The sequence below is a fragment of the Candidatus Microthrix subdominans genome (assembly GCA_016719385.1).
GTDB lineage: Bacteria > Actinomycetota > Acidimicrobiia > Acidimicrobiales > Microtrichaceae > Microthrix > Microthrix subdominans.
Map to the genome: position 1 here is coordinate 947,421 of JADJZA010000001.1, position 24,452 is coordinate 971,872.

At 67.0% G+C, this 24,452-nt stretch carries 15 protein-coding genes; 8 read left to right on the plus strand and 7 right to left on the minus strand.

The window, feature by feature from the left end; translation table 11 throughout:
* Window positions 1-96: 96 nt before the first annotated feature.
* From IPN02_04450 to IPN02_04470, 5 genes are all read left to right on the plus strand, one after another.
* Window positions 97-432, plus strand: a complete 336-nt coding sequence (locus IPN02_04450; GenBank protein ID MBK9296117.1) for a hypothetical protein — start codon at window positions 97-99, stop codon at window positions 430-432.
* A complete protein-coding gene (locus tag IPN02_04455; GenBank protein MBK9296118.1) occupies window positions 423-1,718 on the plus strand; it encodes a hypothetical protein in 1,296 nt (431 codons plus the stop codon). The genes IPN02_04450 and IPN02_04455 overlap by 10 nt, the downstream gene beginning before the upstream one ends.
* A 674-nt stretch (window positions 1,719-2,392) precedes the next feature.
* Complete coding sequence (locus IPN02_04460) at window positions 2,393-3,109, plus strand: hypothetical protein (protein MBK9296119.1); 717 nt, start codon at window positions 2,393-2,395, stop codon at window positions 3,107-3,109.
* A gap of 52 nt (window positions 3,110-3,161) precedes the next feature.
* Window positions 3,162-6,452 carry a hypothetical protein gene (locus tag IPN02_04465; protein MBK9296120.1) on the plus strand — a complete coding sequence of 1,097 codons (3,291 nt, stop codon included), beginning with the start codon at window positions 3,162-3,164 and terminating at the stop codon, window positions 6,450-6,452.
* Window positions 6,452-10,153, plus strand: coding sequence for a hypothetical protein (locus IPN02_04470; GenBank protein ID MBK9296121.1), 3,702 nt, complete (start codon window positions 6,452-6,454; stop codon window positions 10,151-10,153). Before IPN02_04465 ends, IPN02_04470 begins: the two co-directional genes overlap by 1 nt.
* Before the next feature lie 24 nt (window positions 10,154-10,177).
* Here IPN02_04470 and IPN02_04475 read toward each other — a convergent pair whose 3' ends face one another.
* Together IPN02_04475 and metH are read right to left on the minus strand one after the other, a co-directional pair.
* Complete coding sequence (locus IPN02_04475) at window positions 10,178-11,428, minus strand: pentapeptide repeat-containing protein (protein ID MBK9296122.1); 1,251 nt, start codon at window positions 11,426-11,428, stop codon at window positions 10,178-10,180.
* Between the two features lie 684 nt (window positions 11,429-12,112).
* Window positions 12,113-15,673, minus strand: a complete 3,561-nt coding sequence (metH, locus tag IPN02_04480) for a methionine synthase (protein ID MBK9296123.1) — start codon at window positions 15,671-15,673, stop codon at window positions 12,113-12,115.
* Window positions 15,674-16,709: 1,036 nt separating this feature from the next.
* On the opposite strand from metH, the gene IPN02_04485 reads away from it, so the two are divergent.
* Both IPN02_04485 and IPN02_04490 read left to right on the plus strand, forming a co-directional pair.
* Window positions 16,710-17,258, plus strand: a complete 549-nt coding sequence (locus IPN02_04485) for an ATP:cob(I)alamin adenosyltransferase (protein ID MBK9296124.1) — start codon at window positions 16,710-16,712, stop codon at window positions 17,256-17,258.
* Window positions 17,251-18,723: a leucyl aminopeptidase gene (locus IPN02_04490; protein ID MBK9296125.1), complete on the plus strand. Its 1,473-nt coding sequence runs from the start codon at window positions 17,251-17,253 to the stop codon at window positions 18,721-18,723. Before IPN02_04485 ends, IPN02_04490 begins: the two co-directional genes overlap by 8 nt.
* A gap of 272 nt (window positions 18,724-18,995) precedes the next feature.
* Here IPN02_04490 and IPN02_04495 read toward each other — a convergent pair whose 3' ends face one another.
* A complete protein-coding gene (locus IPN02_04495) occupies window positions 18,996-20,324 on the minus strand; it encodes a GNAT family N-acetyltransferase (GenBank protein ID MBK9296126.1) in 1,329 nt (442 codons plus the stop codon).
* Window positions 20,325-20,431: 107 nt separating this feature from the next.
* Here IPN02_04495 and IPN02_04500 point away from each other — a divergent pair, with 107 nt between their 5' ends.
* Window positions 20,432-20,911, plus strand: coding sequence for a hypothetical protein (locus IPN02_04500; GenBank protein MBK9296127.1), 480 nt, complete (start codon window positions 20,432-20,434; stop codon window positions 20,909-20,911).
* A gap of 46 nt (window positions 20,912-20,957) precedes the next feature.
* Here the strand turns inward: IPN02_04500 and IPN02_04505 are convergent, their stop codons facing one another.
* From IPN02_04505 to IPN02_04520, 4 genes are all read right to left on the minus strand, one after another.
* Window positions 20,958-21,623 (minus strand): hypothetical protein, encoded by a 666-nt coding sequence (locus tag IPN02_04505; GenBank protein ID MBK9296128.1) that lies wholly within the window; start codon window positions 21,621-21,623, stop codon window positions 20,958-20,960.
* An 89-nt stretch (window positions 21,624-21,712) separates the two neighbouring features.
* A complete protein-coding gene (locus tag IPN02_04510; GenBank protein MBK9296129.1) occupies window positions 21,713-22,276 on the minus strand; it encodes a hypothetical protein in 564 nt (187 codons plus the stop codon).
* A gap of 105 nt (window positions 22,277-22,381) precedes the next feature.
* Window positions 22,382-23,704 carry an MATE family efflux transporter gene (locus IPN02_04515; GenBank protein MBK9296130.1) on the minus strand — a complete coding sequence of 441 codons (1,323 nt, stop codon included), beginning with the start codon at window positions 23,702-23,704 and terminating at the stop codon, window positions 22,382-22,384.
* 31 nt (window positions 23,705-23,735) lie between these two features.
* Window positions 23,736-24,395 carry a uracil-DNA glycosylase gene (locus tag IPN02_04520; GenBank protein ID MBK9296131.1) on the minus strand — a complete coding sequence of 220 codons (660 nt, stop codon included), beginning with the start codon at window positions 24,393-24,395 and terminating at the stop codon, window positions 23,736-23,738.
* Window positions 24,396-24,452 lie beyond the last annotated feature (57 nt).

A 24,452-nucleotide genomic window follows, 5' to 3' on the forward strand; every position in this document is an offset into this window, starting at 1 on the left:
TGGTCGTGTGGTCAGGCATCGTGGATCCGTCAATTCGACAGCACCCCGAGACGTGAGCTCGTTTGGTACCGGGCGCCGAGAACAGAGTTCGTTCCGTTGAATCAGTTTGATTTCGGCGCCCAAGTCAGTGGGCCGCGTGCCAGCTCCCTGCTGCTCGCTGTAGCTGCTCTGCCCGTCTGTGTCTCGGCGGTCTTGTTGGTGCTCGGCGGGTCACTGCGCATCCACCAGATCGGCTTTGCGTTCGCCGTTGTCGGGCTGCTCGCTCTGCTGTTCTTCAAACAGCACATCGTGAGGATGTCCAGCGATCCCAACTTCGTGCGCTCCACGAGAACCAACCCCACCGTTGTCACACTGCTATCAGCGAGCCTGCTCCTTGCAGCGTTGCATACGTGGCCGATCGCCAGTGAGATAGCGACGCGGGCATGCAACTGAGGGCTTCCGCGACCGACGGGCGTATTCAAAGAGCGCTTCTCATCGCCGTAGCGGTGGTCTGCGTCATCTCGATGGGAAGTTCCGCAGCAGCGTCGGAGTCGCAGGTTCCGACTGAAGGTGGTGTTGCAACGCTTCAGGATTGCTTTGTTCAGAAGAAGCGATTGATGGCGGTTGTGCTGGTCGATGAATCGGCGAGCCTCAAGGGCTACGGGGTGCGCGCTGCAACCGACCCGGACAATGAGCGCGTTGGTGCGCTCGATTCGGTGTTGGACACGCTCTCCCAACTGGTGACAACCGGGGGAACGAGCTTGGACGTTGATGTCTTGGTTGCTGGCTTCGGTGAGGAATACCTTCCGGCGACGGATTGGGTCACGGTCAACGAGACGGATACTCCCGAACTAGCTGGTGTCGCTGAAGGCTTCAGGGACCGGAACAAGGCGATCGACACCGACTATGTCCTGGCGTTGCAAGGAGCTCAGGACGCATTGGATCAGCGCGCAGCCGCAACTTCTGCGGCCGGCGAGGCCTGCCGGCTGATGGTCATCCTCAGCGATGGTGAATATTCCTTGGGAACCCGCACCGACAGGAAGCCGTATGCGGAGTCGGTGTCGCTCACGTCGCTGAAAGGCCAAAGGGAGGCGGTGCAGATTGGCTTGAAGGAGCTTTGTCGTCCGGGTGGCCTGGCCGACCAACTGCGAAGCACCGAGACCGTCACGTTGGGAATGGGTCTTCAGCTCAAAAAGGACATTCATCCCGACGCCGAACTTGAGAATGTGGCTCCGGTTGACTTCTTCAACGCCTTGGCGATGGGGCAGGGCGGCGGGTTCAGCTGTGGCAACCCAGATTCCGGGAAGTTCGGCGCCGTCGTCACGGCAGACGACTTCGGCGAGATAGTGATCAAGATCTTCTGCATGATTCAGCACTGCGTGCTGTCAGACCCCCTGACCGTTGACCGGACGGTCGAGTCGATCGTGGTGCAGACAGTGCTGGCGACGCCCGATGGCAAGCTTGAAGTGACCGATCCTACGGGGCGGGTCGAAGCGGTTCCGCTCAGCAAGGAGACGTCCTTTAGCGTCCTGGGCGGACAAGCACGTGTGCGACCCCAATCCGCCAAGCTCGCCACCTTGACGATCGACTTCGATCAGGCCGGAGACGCGCAGGTCGGACAGTGGACGCTGGCAGCGGCGAAAGACAGCGGCGTCGGCCTAGTCGCGGCCGTCAACTCGAACCTCTCACTCGAGCTTCCTGATGGGCAGAGTGGACCATCGGCCAGCCCGGCCGGGTGACCGGCCAGTTCATCGTCGGTGATGGGCTGCCGATCACGTTGGCCGAAGTGGCCGGAACGGTCGACGTCGACGGGCGCGTCGTCGTGCCGGGACAGTCCTCCGAGATGTCGTCGACGAGCGCGGGCCCGAACGCCGATGGCACGGTCGAGCTCACGGTGCCAGCGGTTCCAGATCTGGAGCAAGCGGCGGTCACAGCCGAATTCACGGTGACTGGGGCGTTCCCGCCGGTTGGGACACCCCCGACGGAGGTTCTCCGCCCGGACGGCCGGGCCACTACTTCGGTGCTGCTTCGTAGCGAAGGCTTTCGAGTCCTCGATGTGCCCCCCGGCGGGCTACGGCTCTCCGGCGTGAGTGGCGGGAGTGACGGCGAACCGATTGCCCGTGGCACCCTCAAGGCGCTTGCGGGAAACGAGGGCGGCGAGATCTGTCTGAAGTCGGTCCAGATGAGCGAGGTGCCCGAAGATGCCGTTGTCGACGGCTTGGAGCCGTCGACATGCTCGGAGCTGACGGCGGGAAAGCCGGCGGAGGTCGATGTTGGCATCGTGGTCGACGATGTTCGGTCGGGTGAGTACGACGGCTTCCTCCAGATCGAACTTCGGTCGAGCTCTGAGGAGGGGGTTCGTCGGGTTCAAGTGCCGATCTCCTTCGCTGGGAGCGAGGCGACCTGCCAAGCCGTGGCGATTCTGATCCTGGTCGGCATCGTGATGGGCGTGATGCTCCTCGGCCTGTTGGTGTTGTACATCGTCGCTCGCCGAACCGGCAGGCTCTCCTCAGACCTGCAAACCACGGTGTTGTTTGCGGCGATCCCGCAAGAACTCCAACTGCATGGTTCGGTCGTTGAAGGCCTGGTATCACCGGTACCCGCGGACTTCTCGTCCTATGTGAAGGAGTCCTTGCGCAAGCGTGATGGCGTGTTGGCGGGCGAACGCGTGAACGTCGTAGCCAAACCGCGTTTGTTTGGGCTACCTCAAGCCCAGGTGCGCTCTGATCTGGGCGAGGTGGTGGGTAGCCACGACGGATTGGTCTCTCGACGTGGTCGCAGAACCTCGGGGTGTGTGCCGCTCGAACTCCTCGGTGGGTGGGCGCTGGTCGTCACTCACGCCGCGCCCGGCGAGGTCGAGGATGACCCGATCAAGGTCGACGGCCTGCTGATCGCCTTCGCTGCATCCGGACCGGGTTTGGAACAACCGGTCGAGAAGCTTGCCGCCCAGCTTCGCCACGGACTGACGACCTCCCGCATCAAAACTGCGGTGAGCCACTTGCCGCCGGATCAAGACACCCGCAGCGGAATCGCCGACCGCTTCAAAGCTGCGATCGATCGATCACACACGCGAGGTGGTGGCGACGACGAGCCGTCGCAAGATCTTGATTTAACGCCTCCGCCGGCGTAGCTCGTCACCCAACAGTTCGAATCCGCAAGCTCACAGGGAAAGGTGAAGAAATATGCCAAGAAAGGTATGGCTAATCGGCGTCGGGGGTTCGGGGGCGCGTACCCTCCGATATGCGAAGGCGACCCTGGAACGGCGCCTCGAATCTTTGAACTATCGCGGACACTTCCCGTCAGGGTGGAGCTTGCTCAACCTGGACCTCCCCCCCGCCACCGAGACCGACGAGGCGCTGAGCTCCGATCTCGTTCACCGGCGGGAGTACTTCGGCATTGCTCCGCAGGGCAAGCCATACCGCGACTATGACGCCAGCCTGATGCAGGCTCGTGGAAACCGCGAGTTTGCGACCTGGCGTCCCGACGTTTCGAGCGTTTGGCAAGCCCCGTGGCTCGGCGCTGGGCAGTTTCGGGCGGTCGGCCGGACCGTGTTGGTCGATGAGATGACGAGCGTCCGGCAAGCGTTCGATAACTCGGTCGAGAGCCTCACCAGCACCGACTCCAATAAGCAGTTCACCGATCTGTGCCAACTGATGGGCGGAGGTGGTGACGAGGAGGACCCGTTGGTGGTAGTGGTCGGGTCGGTCGCTGGCGGTTCGGGTTCAGGCATCTTCCTCGATGTCTCCGACCTCCTTCGCACCGCAATCGGGCATGCCTGGGCCACCACACACTCGTCGATCCTCTACCTTCCGAGCGTGTTCGACGCCTTACCCCCCGCTGCTCGTAGTGGGGTGGAACACAACAGCTACTGGGCGATCAGCGAGCTGTTGAACGCGGCATGGGATACTTCGCCCAGCCTGCCGCATCATAAGGGCGCCGGCATCGCGGTCGATGGGTTGGATCGACGGGGTGCCAGCTACAACTTTCTGATCGGACGTGGCAACAGCAACCTGACGCTGACCGAGCCCAACGCTGTGTTCGCTGCGGTCGGTGAGTTGCTGGCCCAGCTGGCGCTCGACGACAGCTTTGCGACCAACTACAACAGCCACATCACCGGCAACTTTGGGGCATCGTCGGCCAGGCTCCGACCCCTGATGCTCAGGGAGCCGGTGCCGACGGCGTCGTTCGGGTTCTGCCGGTTTGGGCTCGGACGCGAGCGGTTCGAGGAGTTTGCCTCCGATCGCCTGTGCCGGTCGGCGATCAACCACGTCGTGCTGGCACACAAGGGTCAGGCCCGCCAGGTGCTCGGCGAAGTGGACACTACAGCGAGCGTCGACCGAACCCGGGAGGAGGACGTCCAGCACGTCGTCGAGGCCAACCAGGGGCAGCTGATCCGGCAGTTCATCACCGATCTGGGGCTGAATGAGCGGGGTGAAGAGAGCAATGACATGTTGGAGGCGGTGTGCCCGACCGATGAGTTTGAAGGTCATGCGTTAGCGTTCCGACAGGAGGTCCTCGCCAACAGCGGAGTCGACGGTGCTGAGATGCTCTCGCCGGCTGCGTGGGTGAAGCGTGTCGCTCGGCTGAGCGACACCCGGGAGGGGGACTTCCTAGCCCAGATGAGCCTCTTGTTCGACGCCAACGCACGGCGTTTCTCGGAGCAGTTCCCGGCAACGTTTAGCGAGGTGGTGAGCAACTACGTGCGACGGCGCGGCGGGTGGGTGGTTCTTGAATTACTGAAGCGGCTCGACGAGGAGCTCACGTATGTGTTGACCCACGAGCTGCCGAGCGAACGGCAGGTCCGCCTCGACCAGTCGGCGGGTGCTGCCGGGTCTGCTCAACAGGGACTCGAAGAAGGTGGCAAGCGGTTCCGTGGCGGCAGCCAGGTGCGTGGCGACCATTCGGCCCTGCAGGATCGGTATAGTTACATCTTCGACTTCGGGATCCGCGGGAAGCTTGGCGCGGCGCGGCATGAGACCGCAGTTTCGGTGTTGTCGGATCTGGTGACCAATGTCCTGCGACCGTTCCGGTCGCTCTTCACCAACGAGATGGCCCGTCTGACCGAATACCGCGAGTCGGCGGACTTTCGCGACCTGTCGTCGGGGCCGGTGGCGGACCGGCTTCGCCCGAACCCAACCGACGTGTTGCTGGTTGACGTCGACGAGTATCCGGAAGTTCTCGACGAGCTCCTGCGTGCCACCATCGGAAACACCGCCGATCCGGTGTCTGACGCGTCGAGCCGCATGCTGGACGACGCCGAAATGCCCGAAGCGACAGCGAGGGGCGCTCGGAAGGAAGACTCTCAGCTGCTGGCACTCGGTGAGTGGCAATGGCAGCGAGGTCGCTCCGCCGAGACGCCACTCCAACACGTCCGCCTGTCCGTGCGCGACCTACGACGTCGGTCTAAGGAATGGATGCGAAAGGACCCAACCAGCGGGTTGGGCCAATATCTGTCCGCCGACCTTGCCGGGTTCCTGGAGACAGCCGATGACGACCAGATCGATCACTTCGGCAATCGTCTGAAGTACGCGATCCTGCTTTCGAGCCCGTTGGCTGAGACCGACCCGAGTTCGCTCGGTCGGCTGTACGAAGAACGACCCGGTGAGAGCGGAATGACCATGACCCCGCTGCCGATCCCGCAGGGCACCCGAGGGCGACAGAAGGCCGAGGAGGTGTTGATCAGCACCGGGGTGCCGCCAGCCAACGTCGGACAGTACTTTGCCAAGGGCGCGGTGGCAGAGTTGGCGGAGGATCGAATCCGGTCGGTGTCCATCTTCACATCGTCGGCCCCGGTGCACCCAGCGGTCATGCCCGGGTTCAGGTCGGGGGTGTATCAGGAGTGGCTCCGCTCCGGGGACCGGGACAATCCGTTCGATTTTGCACGACGCGCTCGTTCCCGTACCGAGACGATCCCCATCTCCCGTCGTGGAATCGTGCAGATGGCCCGAGGTTGGCAGTGGGCCCGATTTGCTGGACTAGTTCGCGAGATCCCGTCCAGCGACGGGGCCGAGCTACTCGACGGCGACCGCTGGCGGACCCTCCCCGTTCGCGGCCCCGAGGGGGCTGCGCACGATAGCCGTGAGTACTTCCACGTCGCCATGGAAGCCTTTGGCATGGAACTGCTGCGCCACGCAGAAACCGGGCAAGCAGAAGACTCGCTCCGAGCCTTCGATGTTCTCTATGAGATGGGCGACATCGATGGTGCGTGCCAGAAGTGGATCGCCAACGGTACGTTGCCGTCCGGGGGACTCGGCGTTGTCGGTGCCGGTGAGGCTGACTCTGACGGTGAGCGTCGGGACCAGTTTAAGAAGTGGATCGATGCGCAGCTCGGCGAGGAGATGGCCGAGATCTCGCTAAGCGAAGGCGAAGGCTACGTCGCCCGTAGGGCCGACTTCGCTCCATTGCTGGCGGAGGCTGCAAGAACCTGGGCAAATGCCTCGTTCTCGACGAGGGAACGGGGGATTCGCTTGTGATGGGCACGGTCGTTGTCATCGCTGGAAACGGCCAGGTTGCGCGCTGGGTTCACGAGGAACTCTCCCAGTTGGTAGCCGGGCATCTGGCACGTCCGTTCTACTGGATATGGGGCGACGACCTTGATGAGGAGTCGCCGCCGTGCCAGCGGATTGACGACGGGCTGGACATTCGTTCGCTGGACGAACACCTGGCGCTCCGTGAACGCGGAGAACAGGTCTGGTTTGTCCGGCTGCTCGTCCCCGGCGACGATGCCGTTGACGGAGAGGACCCACGGCTCGAGCGTCTGGAGCACCGGCTGCGCGTCATCGGCAAGGGACAATCGCCTGAGCTCGTGACGCTCCACATCCCTACGGAGGACCCCGAGTCGCCGACCCTGACGCAGTTGTCCTGTCGGCAGGGTTGGCGAAACGTGCTCGTGTCGCCAGAGGACCACTCACCCTCCGGGGTGGTGACGATCGAGGTGGGAGACCGGTACGTCGCGCATGCCGCCGCTTCGGTCCTCAGCGTTTGCGGGCTGTGGGTAGCGCAGGGGGAGGTGCCCATACCGGTTGGTGAACACGACGGAACCGAATCTCAGCTGCTGGTGGCCCGTTCATTCAGCCGGACCTTGATGGTTGACCGTATCGCTGAGCGGGCTGTGCGGGGCGCCCTACATGACGGCGCGCCGGATGATTTGGTGGTCCTCCGAGATGGGCTGCAGGTTGCGACGGCTCAGGATGCGACGGTCGCCACATGGAGCGAGAGCATCGTCGATGCTTGGATTTCCGATCCTCTGCGTGAGCACCCTTTCCGCTTTGCCGACCCCAAGCCGCCGCCTCCTCCACGACCCGAGTGGAGCGGGCTAATGGGAACGCTTCGCATGATTTTGAAGTTTCTCCGTCGCGACCTGCCACGCGAAGTAGAGAAGAGCGTTGAAAACAACGTTGCTCGAGCCAAAGATCGGCTCGCTCACAAGGCCGACCGCGTCATCTTTGGTGAGGACGCCAGGTACAGACTGACCCTAAGTAGGGACAGGTTTCACGAGATCGAAGTCGGGGACGACCACGGGTTGGGTTCGATGCCAACGCTCCGGGACACCTTCGTCACCTGGTTCGAGGGATACAGCGATGTGCAAGGCCCCGGCGACTGTGAACAGGACTGGTCGGACTTCCGGTCAATTGCGTTTGGTCTCCTCGATAGCGGACAACTTCCCGGGGTTGCTGCCGGCGCGGCGCCATCCAGGCGGCCGTTGGCCAGAACGCCCGACGTAGTGATGGGGCCAGATATCGGGCCTCATCTCCTCAACGAAGAGCTTCGCTCCACCCTGATGCCTCCTGACGAGCTGTTGCGGCCAGGTGATGCTGCTGGACTCGCCGACGTGGTCGACCTCGTTGCGGCCTACCTCCGTTTCCTGATGATCGGCATGCCCCAAGCGGGGGAGGCAGCAACCTCCGGGCGAGCAGCAACCTCAGGGGGAATCAAGGGGAAACTGGCGCCATTGCTCGTGATTTGCGGCCTCCTGACCGCCGGGGCGGGGGTGTGGGCATGGTTTGGGTGGGAAGCGACTGAATCACAACGGGCGCCAGCGGCGGCCGGGGCGGCAATCGCCTCGCTGGTTCTGTTTGGTCTCGCTCGTTGGGCCCACAGCCGCGCCGCCGCGCCCGCGGTTGCTTCGGCAGCAGAACTCCGGCTTGAGGCAGCTCGAGCCCTTCCGGCTGGCACCGAACTGCCGGACGACCCTGAGGAACGCGACCGCCTGATCAAGCTGACGACCCAGCAGCTGGATCGCTTGCGGACTGTTCAGAGCCAGCTCGGGTCGTCGTTTGTGGGACAGGTGTCGAAACGGATCCTTTCCGAGATCGACCTCGCACAGCAGCGGTCGACGTCGTTCTTTAAAGCGATGTCGGATGGAGGCCCAGCGGCCCCTGGCGACGACCCATCCAAGCACCGTCGACGGGGCGTCTTACGACGGATTTGGCGGCCGGTGGCGGCGCTCGTTGTAGCGGTCGTCGGCATCATGGCGCTGGTGTTGCTCCCGCTGGCTGGTGCCGTGCTGGTCGCGCTGGTGACCGTCTACGTCATCGGCTGTTTGATTTCGCTGACGGCTTGGGCAGCACGTTGGATCCGACGCCGCTGGGAACGGAGCGTCCGGCTCCCGAAGGGGGAGTCGGAGCGGAGCTTCGCGTCGCGGGCTATCTACCTGTCGGTCGCCGAACTCGTTCGGCTGTACCATGTCTATGAGATCTTTGTGGAATGGTCAGGAGGGCTGAGGGCCTTCGTCGCTCAACCGCTCGGTGGACCATTCGAATCGGAGCCTGCCGCCGGAGCGGTTTCCTTGCAGGAGTTGCATTCCCATCAGGTCGCAATCGGTGCGGTGGGCGAACCCAGAATTCGGCGGCTGACTGCGGGGCTTCGTCAACAGAAGTTCGTCCCGGGTTGGTTGAGGGCTGCTTTCGACGACTTGCTGGACGCGTCGATGGACAGGTTCGCTGATCAGAAGAGCATCGTCCGTGAGCGTGCCAACCCCGACGCCGATGACAGCCCGCCGGACATGACCGACACCGCTCGCACCGCACTCTTGCAGGACGCTCAGAATGCTGCTCGACGCAGTGAGGTGAGGGTGAAGTGGGCGGGTGAAGGATTCAGATGGCTAGCGGAGCAACCACCCGATGAGCTGATCGATGGTCTGGTCAACCTCAGGGCGCCAGCGGCTACAGACGCCTCTGCGGGCGTGCGCTTCCTCGCTGAAGCCTACGAACAGAATGAGGTGCCGTTCATCCGGACGAACTTGGCGGGCTTCCACCGAGAACAGGTGGCGGTGACGACGGCCGCACGCATTGGCCCTCAGTCAATAGTCGCAGCCGGCTTGGCCGAGCACGAAGGGGTTGCAGTCCGTGTCGCTCGGAGGGAAGAACAACGGTTGATGCTCCAGACGGTCGCCATCGAGTTTGGAAGTATCGACCGAGAGCGAAGCGCCCTTCTCTCAGCTGACGCCGCACGCGAGGTGGATCCAACACGCTTTAGGCCGTCGGCAGAGCGGCGAAACACTCCGGTTCCTCGCGTCAGCGATGATGTCATGGATTCGCTCCGTCAACGAGTGATCGAGCCGATCGACACCTTTCCAGTCGGGACCTTCGTCAACCCCTCGGGCGCGATCATCCCGCCGAGCCCTGACGGACCGTACGACTTTATGATCCAGGTCGATGGTCAGCCACACCGATTCGACCTAGGTGAGCCGATCCCCTTCAAGGTTCGGGAGACCGGCGGGCCTGCCGATGGACTGAAGTTGGTGCGCGAGTGTCTCCAGCGCATCGCGGACGCCACGGGCTTTCGCTTCAAGTACGCAGGAATGGACGATCGTTTTCCGGGGTTCGACCAGCATCTGAGGGGTCTCTGGATCGGATGGATTTTCCCCGAGGAGGACGACAGCGGGCGCATGGTGGAGGGCAAGGTCATTGGACTCGGCGGCCCGCGGAGCACCGGTGCCGTTCTGTCTGGCGGGGTGGCAACCGTCCGTGCCTTCCTCGACTACGACGAAGGCTTCGGGCCTCAAGGCGTTGGAAATGTGCTGCTTCACGAGCTCGGGCACGCGATGAATCTCGGCCACGTGCAGGATGCTCGACAGATCATGTTCCCGTTTTCAGGCCCGGATATCTCTGGGTTCGGCGGCGGGGACCTCTACGGATTGTGGGTGCTGGGGTCCGGTCGCCATGCTTCGTGAACGGGCTGAAACACTAGGATGGCGTCACTGCGGGCCTCTCGTAGTCGGAGCTTGGGGGGCCATCGGGCCCTGCTGTGACGGAAAGAAGGTGCTGGCAACGAGGCCAGCTACGGCACCAAGGGCTGCGGCCCATGCTGGCGAGAATCCCTTGAAGAGTGCTGTGATGAGTTGCTGGCTCGTGGCGGCGCCGACTCCAGCGGCACCTCCGGGTGCAATCCCCCAACGGAGCGCTTGATGAACCCTTGACCATGCACGCATGTGGGCGGGTTGGCCGATCGGGTGAGGTGTGTCCTCGGTGTCATCGTCGGAGGCTTTGGCATCCATCAGTGCCTCGACTACGTCTGTCAGCGCATCGACTGTTGCCTCAACCTCGGACGCTGAGTCATCTGCGGTGGCGGAGTCGAGTTGGCCCGCATATTCCAAGGCTTGTCGGGCGGCCGCTGTTGCAGCGTCGTTGGCTCCGGAGCGCGGTGGCAATTGTCCACCGACCAGGCGGAACAGTTGTGCGGTATGGCCTGCGATCACCCCTGGTGACCGCTCGCCTGGGTTTCGCCACATCTCAGAGTCGAGCCCGTTCAGGGAGTGTTCGACGCTCAGCGCCTCGAACTCCGAGAACTCATCATTATGCAGGCGTTGCCGAACGTCGGTCAAAAAGGGTTCTAGGTCTCTCCCCAGTGCAGCGAGATCGTCGAGATCGAGCCGGTCTACCCGTATCGGTCGCAACTCTGCAACGGAGGGAAGGGCCTCACGTTCGAAATTCTGGCCCGGGGGGGCCGTGGCGGAAGGTGCTGCTGGTGGCCGAAATCCCAGGGGCCATTCTGTCGACGAGTCCCAGGTGACACCTCGTAATCGAGCCCGAGCCAGGTAGGCGCCCAACAGGTTGGTGCCCAACAGGTTGGTGCGGTCCAAGTTGGCGCCGGCTGCGTTGACCTCGCGCAGGTTGGCCCCAGACAGATTGGCCCCGGGCAGGTTCGCGCTATTCAGCGTCGCTCCTTGGAGGTTGGCGCCGTGGAGGTTTGCCCCGGACAGCTTCGCGCCGGTCAGGTGGGCCTTGTAGAGATTCGCGCTCCCAAGGTCTGCCCGGCTCAGGTTCGCTCCGCTGAGGGTTGATCCGCCCAGATACGCTCCGGCCAGCGACCCGCCGACTAGATGGGCTTCCGACAAGTTTGCGACGCCTAAGTTGGCCCCGCGCAGACTCGCTCCTTGCAGATCTGCTCCCCGCAGATCTGCCCCGTGAAGGTCTGCCCCGTGAAGGTCTGCGTCACGCAAGTTCATATCGCGAAGGTTCGCGCCAGCCAATTTCGAAGTGGATAGGTCGGGCTTGGAGACCCCCACACGGAGGTCATTCCAATCCGCTGGGCCGTCAAGCAACGCTTTGATGTGTGCCGGTATAGCCATGGTCCAAGTTAACCGAAGGGCTGAATTCGGGTGGCGCCGACGGCTGGCACGATCGGCGACGAATCCGTCGGCAGCGAAGCCCTGGGCAGCGAAGCCAGTGGTGCTGTCGAAGAGCTGCCTGCGCGTGCCGTTGGCGCACCCGTAAAGCGAACACGACGGAGAAGAAGTGGCAGGTCTCGAATGGCACGACGGTCGAACTCCCGTAGCTCCGCGTCGAGTGATTCGTACGCTTTCATCTCTGGATGGATCCGAGGTGAGTGGTCGCTGCGGCTTTCACCGTGCACATATCCCTGGCTCTGCCTCACGGCCATCCACCGTGCATGCTTGGCGGCCGCCCTGACGCGACCACCTACAGATGCTTAGAATGGTCGCCGACCGATCTGAGCAGCGCCACGCCTTGCCGGGCGTTCCGTCGTTTCGAAAGAGCAGGAGGCGACAGATGACGACCCGAGGGCGTCCCCGGTCTCGGGGAAGACGTGTACCTCGGCCGCAGCGCCGGAGGGTTTCCGGTTTGTAGGCCAGCCTGTCGAGGGGGATCGTTCGTCTGTTGGGGTCGGCCGGTCAGCGAGCGACGAAGTACTTGGACTGGGGGTGGTGGCAGATGATCGCCGACGTGGTCTGCTCGGGGTGGTACTGCCAGCCGGTGTCCTCGTTGCACTCGATGCCGATCGCCTCGGCGCCGAGGAGCTCGCCGAGGATGGCGTTGGCCTCCAGGTCGGGGCAGGCGGGGTAGCCGAAGCTGTAGCGGCCTCCCCGGTACTTCTGGCGGAACAGGCCGGTGAGGGCGGTCCTGTCGGGGGTCTGGCCGGCCCAGTGCGGATCCTCGTCGGCGAAGCCCCACTCCTCGCGGATGCGGCGGTGCCAGCGCTCGGCCAGCGACTCGGCCATCTCGACGCCGAGGCCATGGAGGAACAGGTACTCGGTGTACTTGTCGGCGGCGAACAGCTCGGCCGTGCGCTCTGACACCTTGGAGCCCATCGTGGCGATCTGGGCGGCCACGTAGTCGGGCTCGCCGGACTCGACCGAGCGGAAGAAGTCGGCGATGCACAGGTACGGCGACTTGGTCTGGCGGGGCAGCGGGAAGCGGGCACGCTCGACGTTGCGGTTCTCGTCGGTCCAGATCACCAGGTCGTCGCCGTCGCCGTTGGCCGGGAAGAATCCGTAGGCGACCGTGGGGATGAGCAGGTCCTGTTCGCGGGCGTCGGCCAGCTCGGAGCGGAAGCGGTTGCGCACCCGCTCCTTGAACGCGGCGTCGTCCTCGTCGCCCTCGGGGCGGAACTGCCACTGGTTGCGGTACAGGGCGGTCTCGTTGACCCAGCCGGCGATGTCGTCGATCGGGATTCCCTTCACCACTCGGGTACCGAGGAACGGCGGGACGAACACGTGGTTGTCGGTCGCCACCTCGGGGGAGCGGGCGGGCAGGTCGGTGGGCGCATCGGGGCCTTCGCCGGCCCTTGCGGCCAGGCGGGCCGACAGCCCGGGGATCTCACGGCCTGACGGCTCGATGCCCCACCCCTTGTCCTCGTCGGTCTCGCCCTCGGCCTTGATCTTCATGAGGCGGTCCATCGTGTGCAGGCCCTCGAAGGCGTCCTTGCCGTAGAACAGCCTGCCGGGATGGTTCTCGCGCAGGTCACGCTCCACGTAGGCCCGGGTGAGGGCGGCGCCGCCGAGCATCACCGGGATGCGCTCCAGGTTGCGGCTGGCCAGCTCGAGCAGGTTGTCGCGCATGATCAGCGTGGACTTCACGAGCAGGCCGGACATGCCGATCGCGTCGGCCTTGGTTTCCAGCGCCTTCTCGATCATCTCGGTGATCGGCACCTTGATGCCCATGTTGTGCACGGTGTAGCCGTTGTTGGTGAGGATGATGTCGACCAGGTTCTTGCCGATGTCGTGCACGTCGCCCTTGACGGTGCCCAGCACGATCGACCCCTTGCCGGTGTCGTTCTCGTCCTTCTCCATGTGCGGCTCGAGGTGGGCGACCGAGGCCTTCATCGTCTCGGCCGACTGCAGCACGAACGGCAGCTGCATCTCGCCGGCACCGAAGCGCTCGCCGACGATCTTCATGCCGGCCAGCAGGATGTCGTTGATGATGGCCAGCGGTGCGATGCCCTGGGCCATCGCCTTGTCGAGGTCCTCGGTGAGGCCCTCCTTGTCGCCGTCGATGATGCGGTGGCTGAGGATGTCCTCCAGCGTCCAGTCGGTGCGGTCCTCCACGACGGCCTCGGCGGCGCTGACGTCGCTGAAGATCTCGAGCAGCTTCACCAGCGGGTCGTAGTCCTTGTCGCCGTCCGACAGCGTGCCTTCGGCGCCCCGACGGTCGTAGATGAGGTCGAGCGCCACCTCCTTCTGCTCCTCGGGGATTTTGGCCAGCGGCATGATGCGGGCTGCGTGAACGATCGCCGAGTCCAGTCCGGCCTTGACGCACTCGCTGAGAAACACCGAGTTGAGCACGTGACGGGCGGCGGGGTTGAGGCCGAAGCTGGCGTTGGAAACGCCGAGGGCCGTGTGCACGCCCGGCAGCTCGGCCTTGATGCGGGTGATCGCATCCATCGTGGCCATCGCGTCGCCGCGCAGGTCGTCGTCGCCGGTCGACAGCGGGAAGGTGAGGGCATCGAAGATCAGGTCGGACGACTCCAGCCCGTAGCGGTTGATCGCCAGGTCGTGGATGCGGTGAGCGATCTGCACTTTCCATTCGACGTCGCGGGCCTGGCCCTTCTCGTCGATCAAGAGGCAGATGACCGCCGCGCCGTACTGACCGGCCAGCTTCATCACCCGGTCGAGGCGGCTGCCCTCGGCCTCGCCGTCCTCCAGGTTGGCCGAGTTGAGGATGGCCCGACCGCCCATCCAGCGCAGGCCGGCCTCCATCACCTCGGGCTCGGTCGAGTCCAACACCAGCGGTGCGGTCGACTGGGTGGCGAAGCGGCTGGCGATCTCCTCCATGTCGGCGACGCCGTCGCGGCCGACGTAGTCGACGCACACGTCGAGGACGTGGGCACCCTCCTTCACCTGGTCCTTGGCCATCTTGACGCAGGTGTCGTAGTCGCCCTCGAGCAGCGCCTCGCGGAACCGCTTGGAGCCGTTGGCGTTGGTGCGCTCGCCGATGATCATGAAGCTGGCGTCCTGCTCGAAGGGCACCAGGCTGTAGATCGAGGTGGCGCCGTGCTCGAACTCGCCCTCTTTCCAGTCGACTTTGCGGCCGCCGACCGCCTCGGCAAGACCGCGGATGTACTCGGGCGTGGTGCCGCAGCAGCCGCCGACGACGCTGACGCCCAGCTCCTCGACGAAGCGGGTCTGGTGCTCGACGAACTGCTCGGCGGTGAGGTCGTAGTGCATCTTGCCGTCGACGACCGAGGGCAACCCGGCGTTGGGCATGACGACGATGGGCACCCGGCTGGTCTGGGCCAGGTGGCGCACGTGCTCGGCCATCTCCACCGGGCCGGTAGCGCAGTTGATGCCGATGACGTCGGGACCCATCGCATCGAGCGCAACCAGCGCCGCAGAGATCTCGGTGCCGGGCAGCATGCGCCCGGTGAGCTCGATGGTCACCTGCACCTGGATCGGGACCTCACGACCCACCTCGGCCATGGCGTCCCGGCAGGCGGTCATCGCCGCCTTGGCCCCCAGCAGATCGAACTGGGTCTCGATGACGTACAGGTCGATGCCGCCCTCGATGAGGCCCAGGGCGGACTGGTAGTAGCTGGCCCGCAGGTCCTCGTAGGAGATGTTGCCCAGGGTGGCGAACTGGGTGCCGGGGCCCATCGATCCGCCCACCCAGCGGGGACGCTCGTCGGTCGAGAACTCATCGGCTGCGGCACGAGCCAGCTGCGCCGCCTTCAGCGACAGCTCGTGGGCCCGGTCGGCGATGTCGTACTCGCGCAACGGCACGCCGAAGGCACCGAAGCTGTTGGTCTCGATGGCGTCCGCCCCGGCTTCCAGGTACTCCCGGTGCATCTGGGTGATCAACTCGGGACGGGTGTCGCAGAGGATCTCGTTGCAGCCCTCCAGCGCATCGCCCCCGAAGTCGTCGGGCCCCAGATCGTGCCCCTGCAACCAGGTCCCCGAGGCGCCGTCGAACACGACGACCCGCTCGCGGATGGCCGAAAGGTAAGAGCTGTCAGTCATAAGAAGCGCAAGGTTACTGCCTCGGGGCAAATTACCGCGAAGCCGATCGGTTTTATCCGGCCATCGCCTGGGGCGCTGCGGAGGGGTCAGCCTTCCGACGTCAGGCCAACGTGTTACGTCGGCTGCGCACCGGTGAAGCTCGCCTCGGAGATAACCGTGTCATCGTCGGCGCCCGGCGGACGGGTGGTCTCCAGAATGGTCATCCGAACACTGGAAGTGACGGCATCTACCGACATGAACTGCATCTCCGGACGTTGCTCGATTCTGTGCCGGTCGAGGTCCACCAAGCGTGAAAAACGGACCCCAAACGCGGAGGCGGGCGCGGGGTGGTGGGGGGGGGGGGGGCCCCCGGGGGGGGGGGGGGGGGGGGGGGGGGGGGGGGGGGTGGGGGGGGGGGCGGGGGGGGGGGGGGGGGGCGGGCGGGGGGGGGTGGGGGGGGGGGGGGGGGGGGGGGGGGTGGGGCGGGGGGGGGGGGGGGGGGGGGGGGGGGGGGGGGGGGGGAGGGGGGGGGGGGGGGGGGGGGGGGGGGGGGGGGGGGGGGGGGGGGGGGGGGGCGGGGGGGGGGGCGGGGGGGGGGGGGGGGGGGGGGGGGGGGGGGGGGGGGGGCGGGGGGGGGGGGGGGGGGGGGCCGGGGGGGGGGGGGGGGGGGGGGGGGGGGGGGGGGGGGGGGGGGGGGGGGGGGGGGGGGGGGGGGGGGGGGGGGGGGGCCCGGGGGCCCCCCGGGGGGGAGGGGGGGGGGGGGGGGGGGGGGGGGGGGGGGGGGGGGGGGGGGGGGGGGGGGGGGGGGGGGGGGGGGGGGGGGGGGGGGGGGGGGGGGGGGGGGGGGGGGGGGGGGGGGGGGGGGGCCCCCCCCGCGGGGGCGGGGGGGGGGGGGGGGCGGGGGGGGGGCGGGGGGGGGGGGGGGGGGGGGGGGGGGGGGGGGGGGGGGCGGGGGGCGGGGGGGGGGGGGTGGGGGGGGGGGGGGGGGGGGGGGGGGGGGGGGGGGGGGGGGGGGGGGGGGGGGGGGGGGGGGGGGGGGGGGACCGCCTACGGCGACGTGGACGAGGCGCAGGCCCAGATCGGCGTCGCCCGAGCCCAAGCGGCGGAGACTCAACAGGTGCCCGGTGGTCACGGGCTGCTCGACGAGATCCTCGTCTCGGTCGGTCGCGACCTGTGGGTGTTGATGGCCGAGCTGGCGACTGCCCCCGAGAACCACCACAAGCTGGAGGACGGCGGCACCCGGGTGACGGCCGCCATGGTTGAGCGTCTGGAGCAGCTGATCGACCACACGTCCGCCCTGTTCGAACCGCCGAGCGAGTTCGTCGTCCCCGGCGAGTCGGTGGTGGCTGCCCAACTGGACGTCGCCCGGACCGTCATCCGGCGCGCCGAGCGATCGGCCCTGGGAATCGAGGGTGTGGGTGCCCAGGCGATCGCCTACCTCAACCGGTTGTCCGACCTGCTCTGGACGCTGGCCCGCTGGGTGGAGGGCGATTCGCTGACCACCCGTTCGGTGCCGAGCGACGCTCCCGACCCGACCGAAACCCGGGATTTGGGCGACGACCCCGATCCGACCGACGAGAACCCAGGAGCCTCCACCGATGGCTGATGTGCCCCAGATCAAGGTCAGCGCCAAGCCGCCGATCCGCACCGATGCGCTGGTGATGCTGGTCGACAACGGACGCACCGAGACCGACGGGATCGACTGGGGCTACCTCGAACGGGTGGGCTTCGAGGCCAAGGTGGGGTCGCACGTCATGGTGCCCGGCGACGGCGACCTGGTGCGGATCCTGGTCGGCATGGGCGACCGGGCCGAGGTCACGCCCGACACCTTCCGGCGAGCTGGCGCGGTGGCGGCCAAGGCCGGCGCCAAGTTCAAGCGCATCAACGTCGACTTTCCCGACGCCTCCTCCGAGCTGCTCGACCCCCGGGCGATGGGCCAGGCGCTCGCCGAGGGGCTCGTGTCGGGCGCCTACAGCTACGACGAGTACAAGACCTCCGAGGTGAAGCTGCGCGACATCGTCATCGTGTCGAAGCTGGGTCGGGAGCTGTCGTCGGGCGTGCAGCGGGGCCGCGTGGTGGGGGAGGCCGTCGCCTTCGCCCGCGACCTGGTCAACGAGCCGGGCGGGTCGGCGACCCCGGCCGCGCTGGCCAAGACGGTGGCCGAACGGGCGATGGCCGCCGGGCTCGGCGTGAAGCTGATGGACGAGAAGGCGATCGCCAAGGCCGGCATGGGCGGGCTGATCGCCGTCAACAAGGGATCCACTCAGCCGCCGAGGTTCATCCAGCTGACCTATCAGCCCAGCGGCACCTCGAAGAGCGCCGATGGGGCGGGGGCGCACCTGGCGCTGGTCGGCAAGGGCATCACGTTCGACTCCGGCGGCCTGTCGCTCAAGACCGGTGACGGCATGATGACGATGAAGATGGACAAGGGCGGTGGGGCCTCGGTGCTCGCCGCCATGTGCGCCCTTCCCGCGCTGAAGGTCCGCCAGCGGGTGACGGCCTTCGTGCCGCTAACCGACAACATGCCCGGCCCGGACGCACAACGCCCTGGCGACGTGTTTCGAGCACACAACGGCAAGACGGTCGAGGTGCTCAACACCGACGCAGAGGGTCGCCTGGTGCTGGCCGACGCCCTGTCGGTGGCCGCCGACGCCAAGCCGGACGCCATCATCGACCTGGCCACGCTGACCGGCGCCGTCATGGTGGCGCTGGGCAAGCGAATCGCCGGGCTGATGGGCAACAACGACGACTTCACCGGCCAGGTCTCCGATGCCGCCAAGTGGGCCGGTGAGTCGGTGTGGACCCTGCCGCTGCCCGACGAGTACCGCTCCGCACTGGACAGCCCGGTCGCCGACCTGAAGAACATCGGCGGGGATCGCTACGGCGGTGCTCTCACCGCAGGGTTGTTCCTGTCCGAGTTCGTGCCCGAGGGTCTTCCCTGGGCCCACCTCGACATCGCCGGCACGGCGTGGTCGGACGAGGACACCGCAGAGACGTGCAAGGGCGCCACCGGCTTCGGCGTCCGCACCCTGCTGCGCCTGGTCGAGCGCTTCGCCGCCCCCGAGGCCTGAGCCGGGCGTCCAGCCCGCCCGCCGCCCTCCGAAGTGGGGAGCCCGGAGCGCGCTCTGGCGGTCGTTCGGGCTCCCGAGTTGCGAGAAGTGGGTAGGTGGTCGGCAACTGGGGAGTGCACACTGCGGTCTGGCGGTCGTTTGGGCTCCCGAGTTGCCAGTAGTGGGTAGGTGGTCGGCAACTGGGGAGTGCGGAGCGCGGTCTGGCGGTCGTTTGGGCTCCCGAGTTGCCAGTGGTGCGGGAGTGGTGGGCGGGTGGGAGGCGGGGTGTCGCCCTAGAAGTAGTCCTGGCTGTTGGGTGCCGGGTGCGATGCGAAGGCGGCGTCGAGGATGGACAGCACGTCGGGGTTGGTGACGTGCGCCCTTCCGGCGGCGGCGAGGGTGCGCCACGGGGTGGTGCCCAGGATGGCCATGCCCAGGGTGGCCCGGTCACAGGTGAGGTCGGGCACGTGTGGCCCGCCTGGCTGGGTTGAGGCGATCGACTCGCTCGACGCCGTCGGTCCCGGTGCGCTCGGCGGCGCCGCTTCGCGGGACCGACCGGCCGAGGGTGTGCCCGGCGCGTCCGACGACGATTGGTCGAGCACGATGACCTCCGCCGGCTCCCCGGGTCGTGACCGCAGCCGGACGGTGACGGTCGGAGCCGACCAGCCGGACGCGCTTCCCACGATACGGAGGGTGAGGTCGATCGGCGCCTCGTAGGTGCGAGCTGCCAGCAGCGCCGCCGGATCGAGCGGGCCCAGCCACAGCTGATCGCGCATGCCGGCGACATGGCAGTTGCGGGGATCGGTCGTTGCCGCCGGTATGGGCGAATCCGCCGGTGCCGTGTCCCAACGCACCGAGCTCGACAGATCGATCTCGGCGCAGTGACGAAACAACGCCAGCTCGACCCGAGGGTCGAGGGTGTGCAGCTCACGGACGGCGATGGTGCGTTCGCCCCCTTCTCCGTCGAGACGCCAGAGCGCGTAGCCGTCGACCGAACCGTCGGCGTCACGGTGCAGCGATACGAACTGCGGTCCGCCGCCCCCAAACGAGCGTCGCTCGCCCAACACCACATGGTCCCACCACAGCTCCGGTCGCGACAGTGTGCCCGGCCGCTGCCCCTCGACGCGCCGTCGAAAAGCCACGATCTCGGCGCGGAATACCGACGCCTCGTCCAGGTCGATGCGTCCCAGCGGAACATGGTCGAGCCCGTGCCGACCCGTTGGCGCCACAAGCTGATGCTGCGAGGCGGCGACGCCGAAGCCGAAGCGACCGTAGATCGTGCCCTCCGAAGCGGTGAGCACGGCTGCAGCGATGCCCCCGGCGGTCATGGCGCCCAGTTGGGCGCCCATCAGCGCGGTCAGCACCCCTCGGCGCCGGTGTGACGCCCGGGTGGTCACCGCGATGACTGCGCCGACCGGCGTGGTGGTGCCCCCGGGCAGCGTGAGCTGCCACGTCAGGTCGGCGCTGGTGCCCACGATCGTGTCCCGGTCCTCGACCACCCACGCCTGGCGGCCCAGCCCCTCGACCTGCTCGATGCTCCACGGGTCGACCGGCTCGGTCTCACCGAAGCCGAGAGCGGCGGCCCGCTCCCAGCGGTGCTGATCGGTGGGGGCGGATGTCATCGGTCGCCACCGGTGTGGCTGGTCGGCGCTCACCCGCCCACCGTAGGGCTCGCGGGTCGCGCTCCCCATCGAATTCTCGCCGAGTGCTCGGTACGTTCGAAACTGCCATGCACCTCTCAGCCACCCTCAACATCAACCCATGGCCACGACCGACGCCGGAGGCGCATCGGCCGCAGAGCGACTACGCCGAACGGTTCTGGCTGCCGGTGATCGGGCCATCGAGCCTGTGGTTGCTGCGCTGGGTGCAGCGTGAGCTGGAAGACCGACGCCGTGAGGGACAGTATGTGCCCTTCACTGTCGGCTCGGATGAGTTGGCCCTCCGCATCGGGCTGGGCGCAGGCACCGCTCGACAGTCGCCCCTGCGTCGCAGCCTGATGAGGCTGGAGACGTTCGAGCTGGGCCGCCGCCTCGATGAGTCGGTGGTGGAGTTCCGAACGACGATGCCGTCGGTATCCACGCGACAGTTGGAACGCATGCCGGTGGAGCTGCGTCGGGAACACCGCGCTTGGTGCGCCGCATCGTCCGCTGGGGCTGGGGCTGGTGTTGGCACCGGTCGTGGGTGGTCAGCGTCGACCCTGGCGCCTTGAGGGGGGGGAACCGCTCATGTGATCGGCGCCTCCCGCTCTGGCTCCCTCAGCAGCCTTCCGAGATGCGGATCAGCGTGACCCTGCCGTCATCGCCAAACATCAGGGACACCTGATCGCTCTGGGGGGTGCCTGCGGCGAACAGGTCGTCGACGGTGTTCGACTGCCAGGCTGGACTGCCGCTTTGGCCGTTGCCACCGCACTCGAACTCGCCGCGATTGGCCAGCGTCAGCACCTCGGCATCCGGAGCGATGACGTAGGTGCGCTCCTGGGGATTGTCGTTGACCCATGGCACGTCGCTGTTGCCGACGACGATCGGCTCCTCGGTGAAGTCGGCCGCCGACTGGAGCTCTCCGTTGTCGCCGTAGAGCTGGTAGCGGTCGAACGTCATCAGGTCCTGGTTGTCGTTGCTGCTCAGGCCGGTGATGCGACCAAAGTCGTAGCGCACGCCATCCCAATCGAGAGCGCTGGCCCCCGGCGGCGCAGTGGGGGGTGGGCTGGCCGAGGGACTCGTGGCAGCGGTGGTCGTTGCTCGGACGGTGGTGGGCGCTCTCGTGTCGGGCACCGTGACGACGCTGGTGACGACGACGATCGTCGTCGGGGTGGCCGTTGTCGAGGAGGCCGATTGGTCAGTGACGTCGTTGCCGCAACCCACCAACAGCAACACCGTGCTCAGTAGGGCAACTGCCGTCAAGGGACGAGGGATGTTGGGCATGGCCCCATGATGACTCGCAGTCGTGATCGGCGCATCCAGCAATTCGCCAGGCCGTGACCATGCTCAAGGCTGCGCAGGGGTTTGTCGGCTCAGCATCCTTGTGAGATGCGAATGCGGGTGACCTTGCCGGCATCGCTGAACGTGAGCGACACCTGATCGCTGTCCGGGATACCCGCAGCGAACAGGTCGTCGACCGTGGAGGACTTCCAGGCGGGTCGTTCGGTCTTGTCGTTGCCGCCGCACTGGATCTCGCCCCGATTCGCCAGGTTGAGGACCTCGGCCTCCGGGTCCAGCGCGTAGGTGCGTTCCTTCGGGTTTTCGTTCACCCACGGAACGTCGCTGTTGCCGACGACGATCGGCTCCTCGGTGAAGTCGGGCGCCGATTGCAGCTTGCCGTTGTCGCCGTAGAGCTGGTAGCGGTCGAACGTCATCAGGTCCTGGTTCTCATTGCTGCTCAGGCCGGTGATGCGACCAAAGTCGTACCGAACACCGTCCCAATCGAGAGCGGCACCTCCAGCGGGAGGAGGTGCGGTGCCGTCGGCCGCTGAGGTCGAGGAGGCCGACTCGCCGCCGAGGCCGTCGCCACACGCCGCCAGCAGCGACATGGTGAGCAGTAGGGCCAGTGCCGCCAAGGGACGGGTGCGGGACGTCATCTCACCATGATCCCTCGCCAGCGTCACCGGCGCACCCACAGCTCGGGAAGCCTCCAAACCTGAACGGTGTCCGGCGCAGGCCCGCCCCGTCATAGCTCGATCGAGTTACGCGCTGCCGGCCGGCAGGCCGGTGCGGACCCACGCCCCCGACCGGAACCGTCGGCTCATCAGCGCCGTGCGCACGGCCATCGAGACGAGCAGCGTGGCCCACAGGGCCCACAGACCGGCCCCGGTGCTCAGGGTGAGCGCGGCTCCGGCCCCGAAGGTGACGGCGACCGCCAGCATCGCCCCGGCCAGAAACCGCAGGTCGCCGGCGCCGACGAGCACTCCGTCGAGCGCGTAGGCAGGACCGGCGATCGGCTGACCGACGCCGACCCACAACAGCGCACCGGCGGCCGCCGCCACGACGACGTCGTCGGAGCTGAACAGGTTGGCGAGCACCCGATGACCGAGCAGCGTGACGACGCCCAGCACGACCGAAGCGCCGATCGCCCACAGCAACACCCGGCCGGCTGCCGATCGCGCCTCATCGCTCCGCCGGCCGCCCAACTCACGGGCCACCAGCGCTTGTCCGGCGGTTTCGATGCCGTCGTAGGCGAAGGCGAGAAACGTCCACACCCCGATTCCGATCTGGTAGGCGGCGAGCTCGACCGTGCCCATCCGGCCGGCCACCGCCACGGCCATCAGAAAGATCGACCGAAGGGCCACCGTGCGCACGATCAGCGCTGAGCCCACCCGCAGCTGGATGGCGATGCGCCCCAGATGTGGGGCGAGCCCCACCTGGTGGCGCCGGGCCTCGGCGCCGACCAGGGCGACGTAAACGAGGGCCCCGCACCACTGGGCGATCACCGTCGACAGCGCCGAGGCGCCGATGCCAAAGTCGAGCACGATGATGAGGGCGACCTCGATCACGAGGTTGATCAGGGCGGTCACCAGCCCGACGTACAGCGGTGTGCGGGTGTCGTGGTGACCCCGACGAAACCCGGCGCCCGCCATGACGATCAACAGCGCAGGAAATCCGGCGGTGGAGATGCGCAAATACGTCACGGCGCCGTCGACCACCTGGGGCTCGGCACCGAAGAGCCGGGCGAGCGCCGGTGCCAACGGCAGCACCACCAGCGCCACCGCCACGCCGAGCAGGGCGCCGAGCCACGTGGCGGTCACGCCCTCCTCGGCCGCATCCCGTTGGCGCCCGGCGCCGAGAAGTCGGGCAACCGCAGCGGTGGTGGCGAACGTGAGGAAGATGAAGATGGTGTAGGCGGCCATCACGATCGTGCTGGCCACCGCCAGGCTGGCCAGCGCTTCGGTCCCGAGCGTGCCGACCAGGGCGGTGTCGGTCAGCAGGTAGGCGGGCTCGGCGGCCAGCGTGGCGGCTGCGGGCACCGCCAGAGCAACGATCTCACCATCCCAGCGGCGCTCGCTGCTCATCACCGTTCCGGCTGGGTCGGCCTTCCGACCGTCACCGCAGACACCAGTCGATCGGCGGCCGGCCGGCCTCGACGAGCGCAGCGTTGGCCCGACTGAACGGCTTTGATCCGAAGAACCCACGGTGGGCCGAGAGCGGCGAGGGGTGCGGCGAGGCGATCACGACGTGCGGTCCACCCTCGATGAGGGGACGCTTCTTCTGGGCCGCCGCACCCCACAGCACGAACACCACCCGCTCCGGCTTGGCCGCGGCGGTGGTCATGACCCGGTCGGTGAAGCGCTCCCAGCCCTTTCCCTGGTGGGAGCCGGCTGCGCCGCCCCGCACGGTGAGCGAGGTGTTCAACAACAGCACGCCCTGCGTAGCCCACGCCGACAGGTTGCCGCCCGACGGGTTGGGGCAGCCGACATCGGCGGTGAGTTCGGAGAAGATGTTCTTCAGCGACGGGGGCGGCGGAACGCCGTCGCTCACCGAGAACGCCAGGCCATGGGCCTGGCCGGGGCCGTGGTAGGGATCCTGGCCCAGGATCACCACCCGCAGGTCGGCGTAGGACGTGAGGTGGAGGGCGGCGAACACCTCAGCGCGGGGCGGGTACACCGGCCCGCGAACCCGCTCGGCATCGACAAAGGTCATCAGCTCGGCCCAATAGGGGTCCTGTAGCTCACGACCCAGCAGCGGGTTCCAGTCGGTGGCCATCGCCCCATTCTGGTCGGTCGGCCCGTCGGGCTTCGCTGAGGCGGTTCGAAGCCGCAA

Excerpts from the sequence above, each read along its gene's own strand:
- IPN02_04500 (MBK9296127.1), top strand. The coding sequence starts at position 20,432 with ATGCACCTCTCAGCCACCCTCAACATCAACCCATGGCCACGACCGACG.
- metH (MBK9296123.1), bottom strand. The coding sequence starts at position 15,673 with ATGACTGACAGCTCTTACCTTTCGGCCATCCGCGAGCGGGTCGTCGTG.
- IPN02_04510 (MBK9296129.1), bottom strand. The coding sequence starts at position 22,276 with ATGACGTCCCGCACCCGTCCCTTGGCGGCACTGGCCCTACTGCTCACC.
- IPN02_04465 (MBK9296120.1), top strand. The coding sequence starts at position 3,162 with ATGCCAAGAAAGGTATGGCTAATCGGCGTCGGGGGTTCGGGGGCGCGT.
- IPN02_04490 (MBK9296125.1), top strand. The coding sequence starts at position 17,251 with ATGGCTGATGTGCCCCAGATCAAGGTCAGCGCCAAGCCGCCGATCCGC.
- IPN02_04505 (MBK9296128.1), bottom strand. The coding sequence starts at position 21,623 with ATGCCCAACATCCCTCGTCCCTTGACGGCAGTTGCCCTACTGAGCACG.
- IPN02_04470 (MBK9296121.1), top strand. The coding sequence starts at position 6,452 with ATGGGCACGGTCGTTGTCATCGCTGGAAACGGCCAGGTTGCGCGCTGG.
- IPN02_04495 (MBK9296126.1), bottom strand. The coding sequence starts at position 20,324 with ATGACATCCGCCCCCACCGATCAGCACCGCTGGGAGCGGGCCGCCGCT.
- IPN02_04520 (MBK9296131.1), bottom strand. The coding sequence starts at position 24,395 with ATGGCCACCGACTGGAACCCGCTGCTGGGTCGTGAGCTACAGGACCCC.
- IPN02_04455 (MBK9296118.1), top strand. The coding sequence starts at position 423 with ATGCAACTGAGGGCTTCCGCGACCGACGGGCGTATTCAAAGAGCGCTT.
- IPN02_04515 (MBK9296130.1), bottom strand. The coding sequence starts at position 23,704 with ATGAGCAGCGAGCGCCGCTGGGATGGTGAGATCGTTGCTCTGGCGGTG.
- IPN02_04475 (MBK9296122.1), bottom strand. The coding sequence starts at position 11,428 with ATGAACTTGCGTGACGCAGACCTTCACGGGGCAGACCTTCACGGGGCA.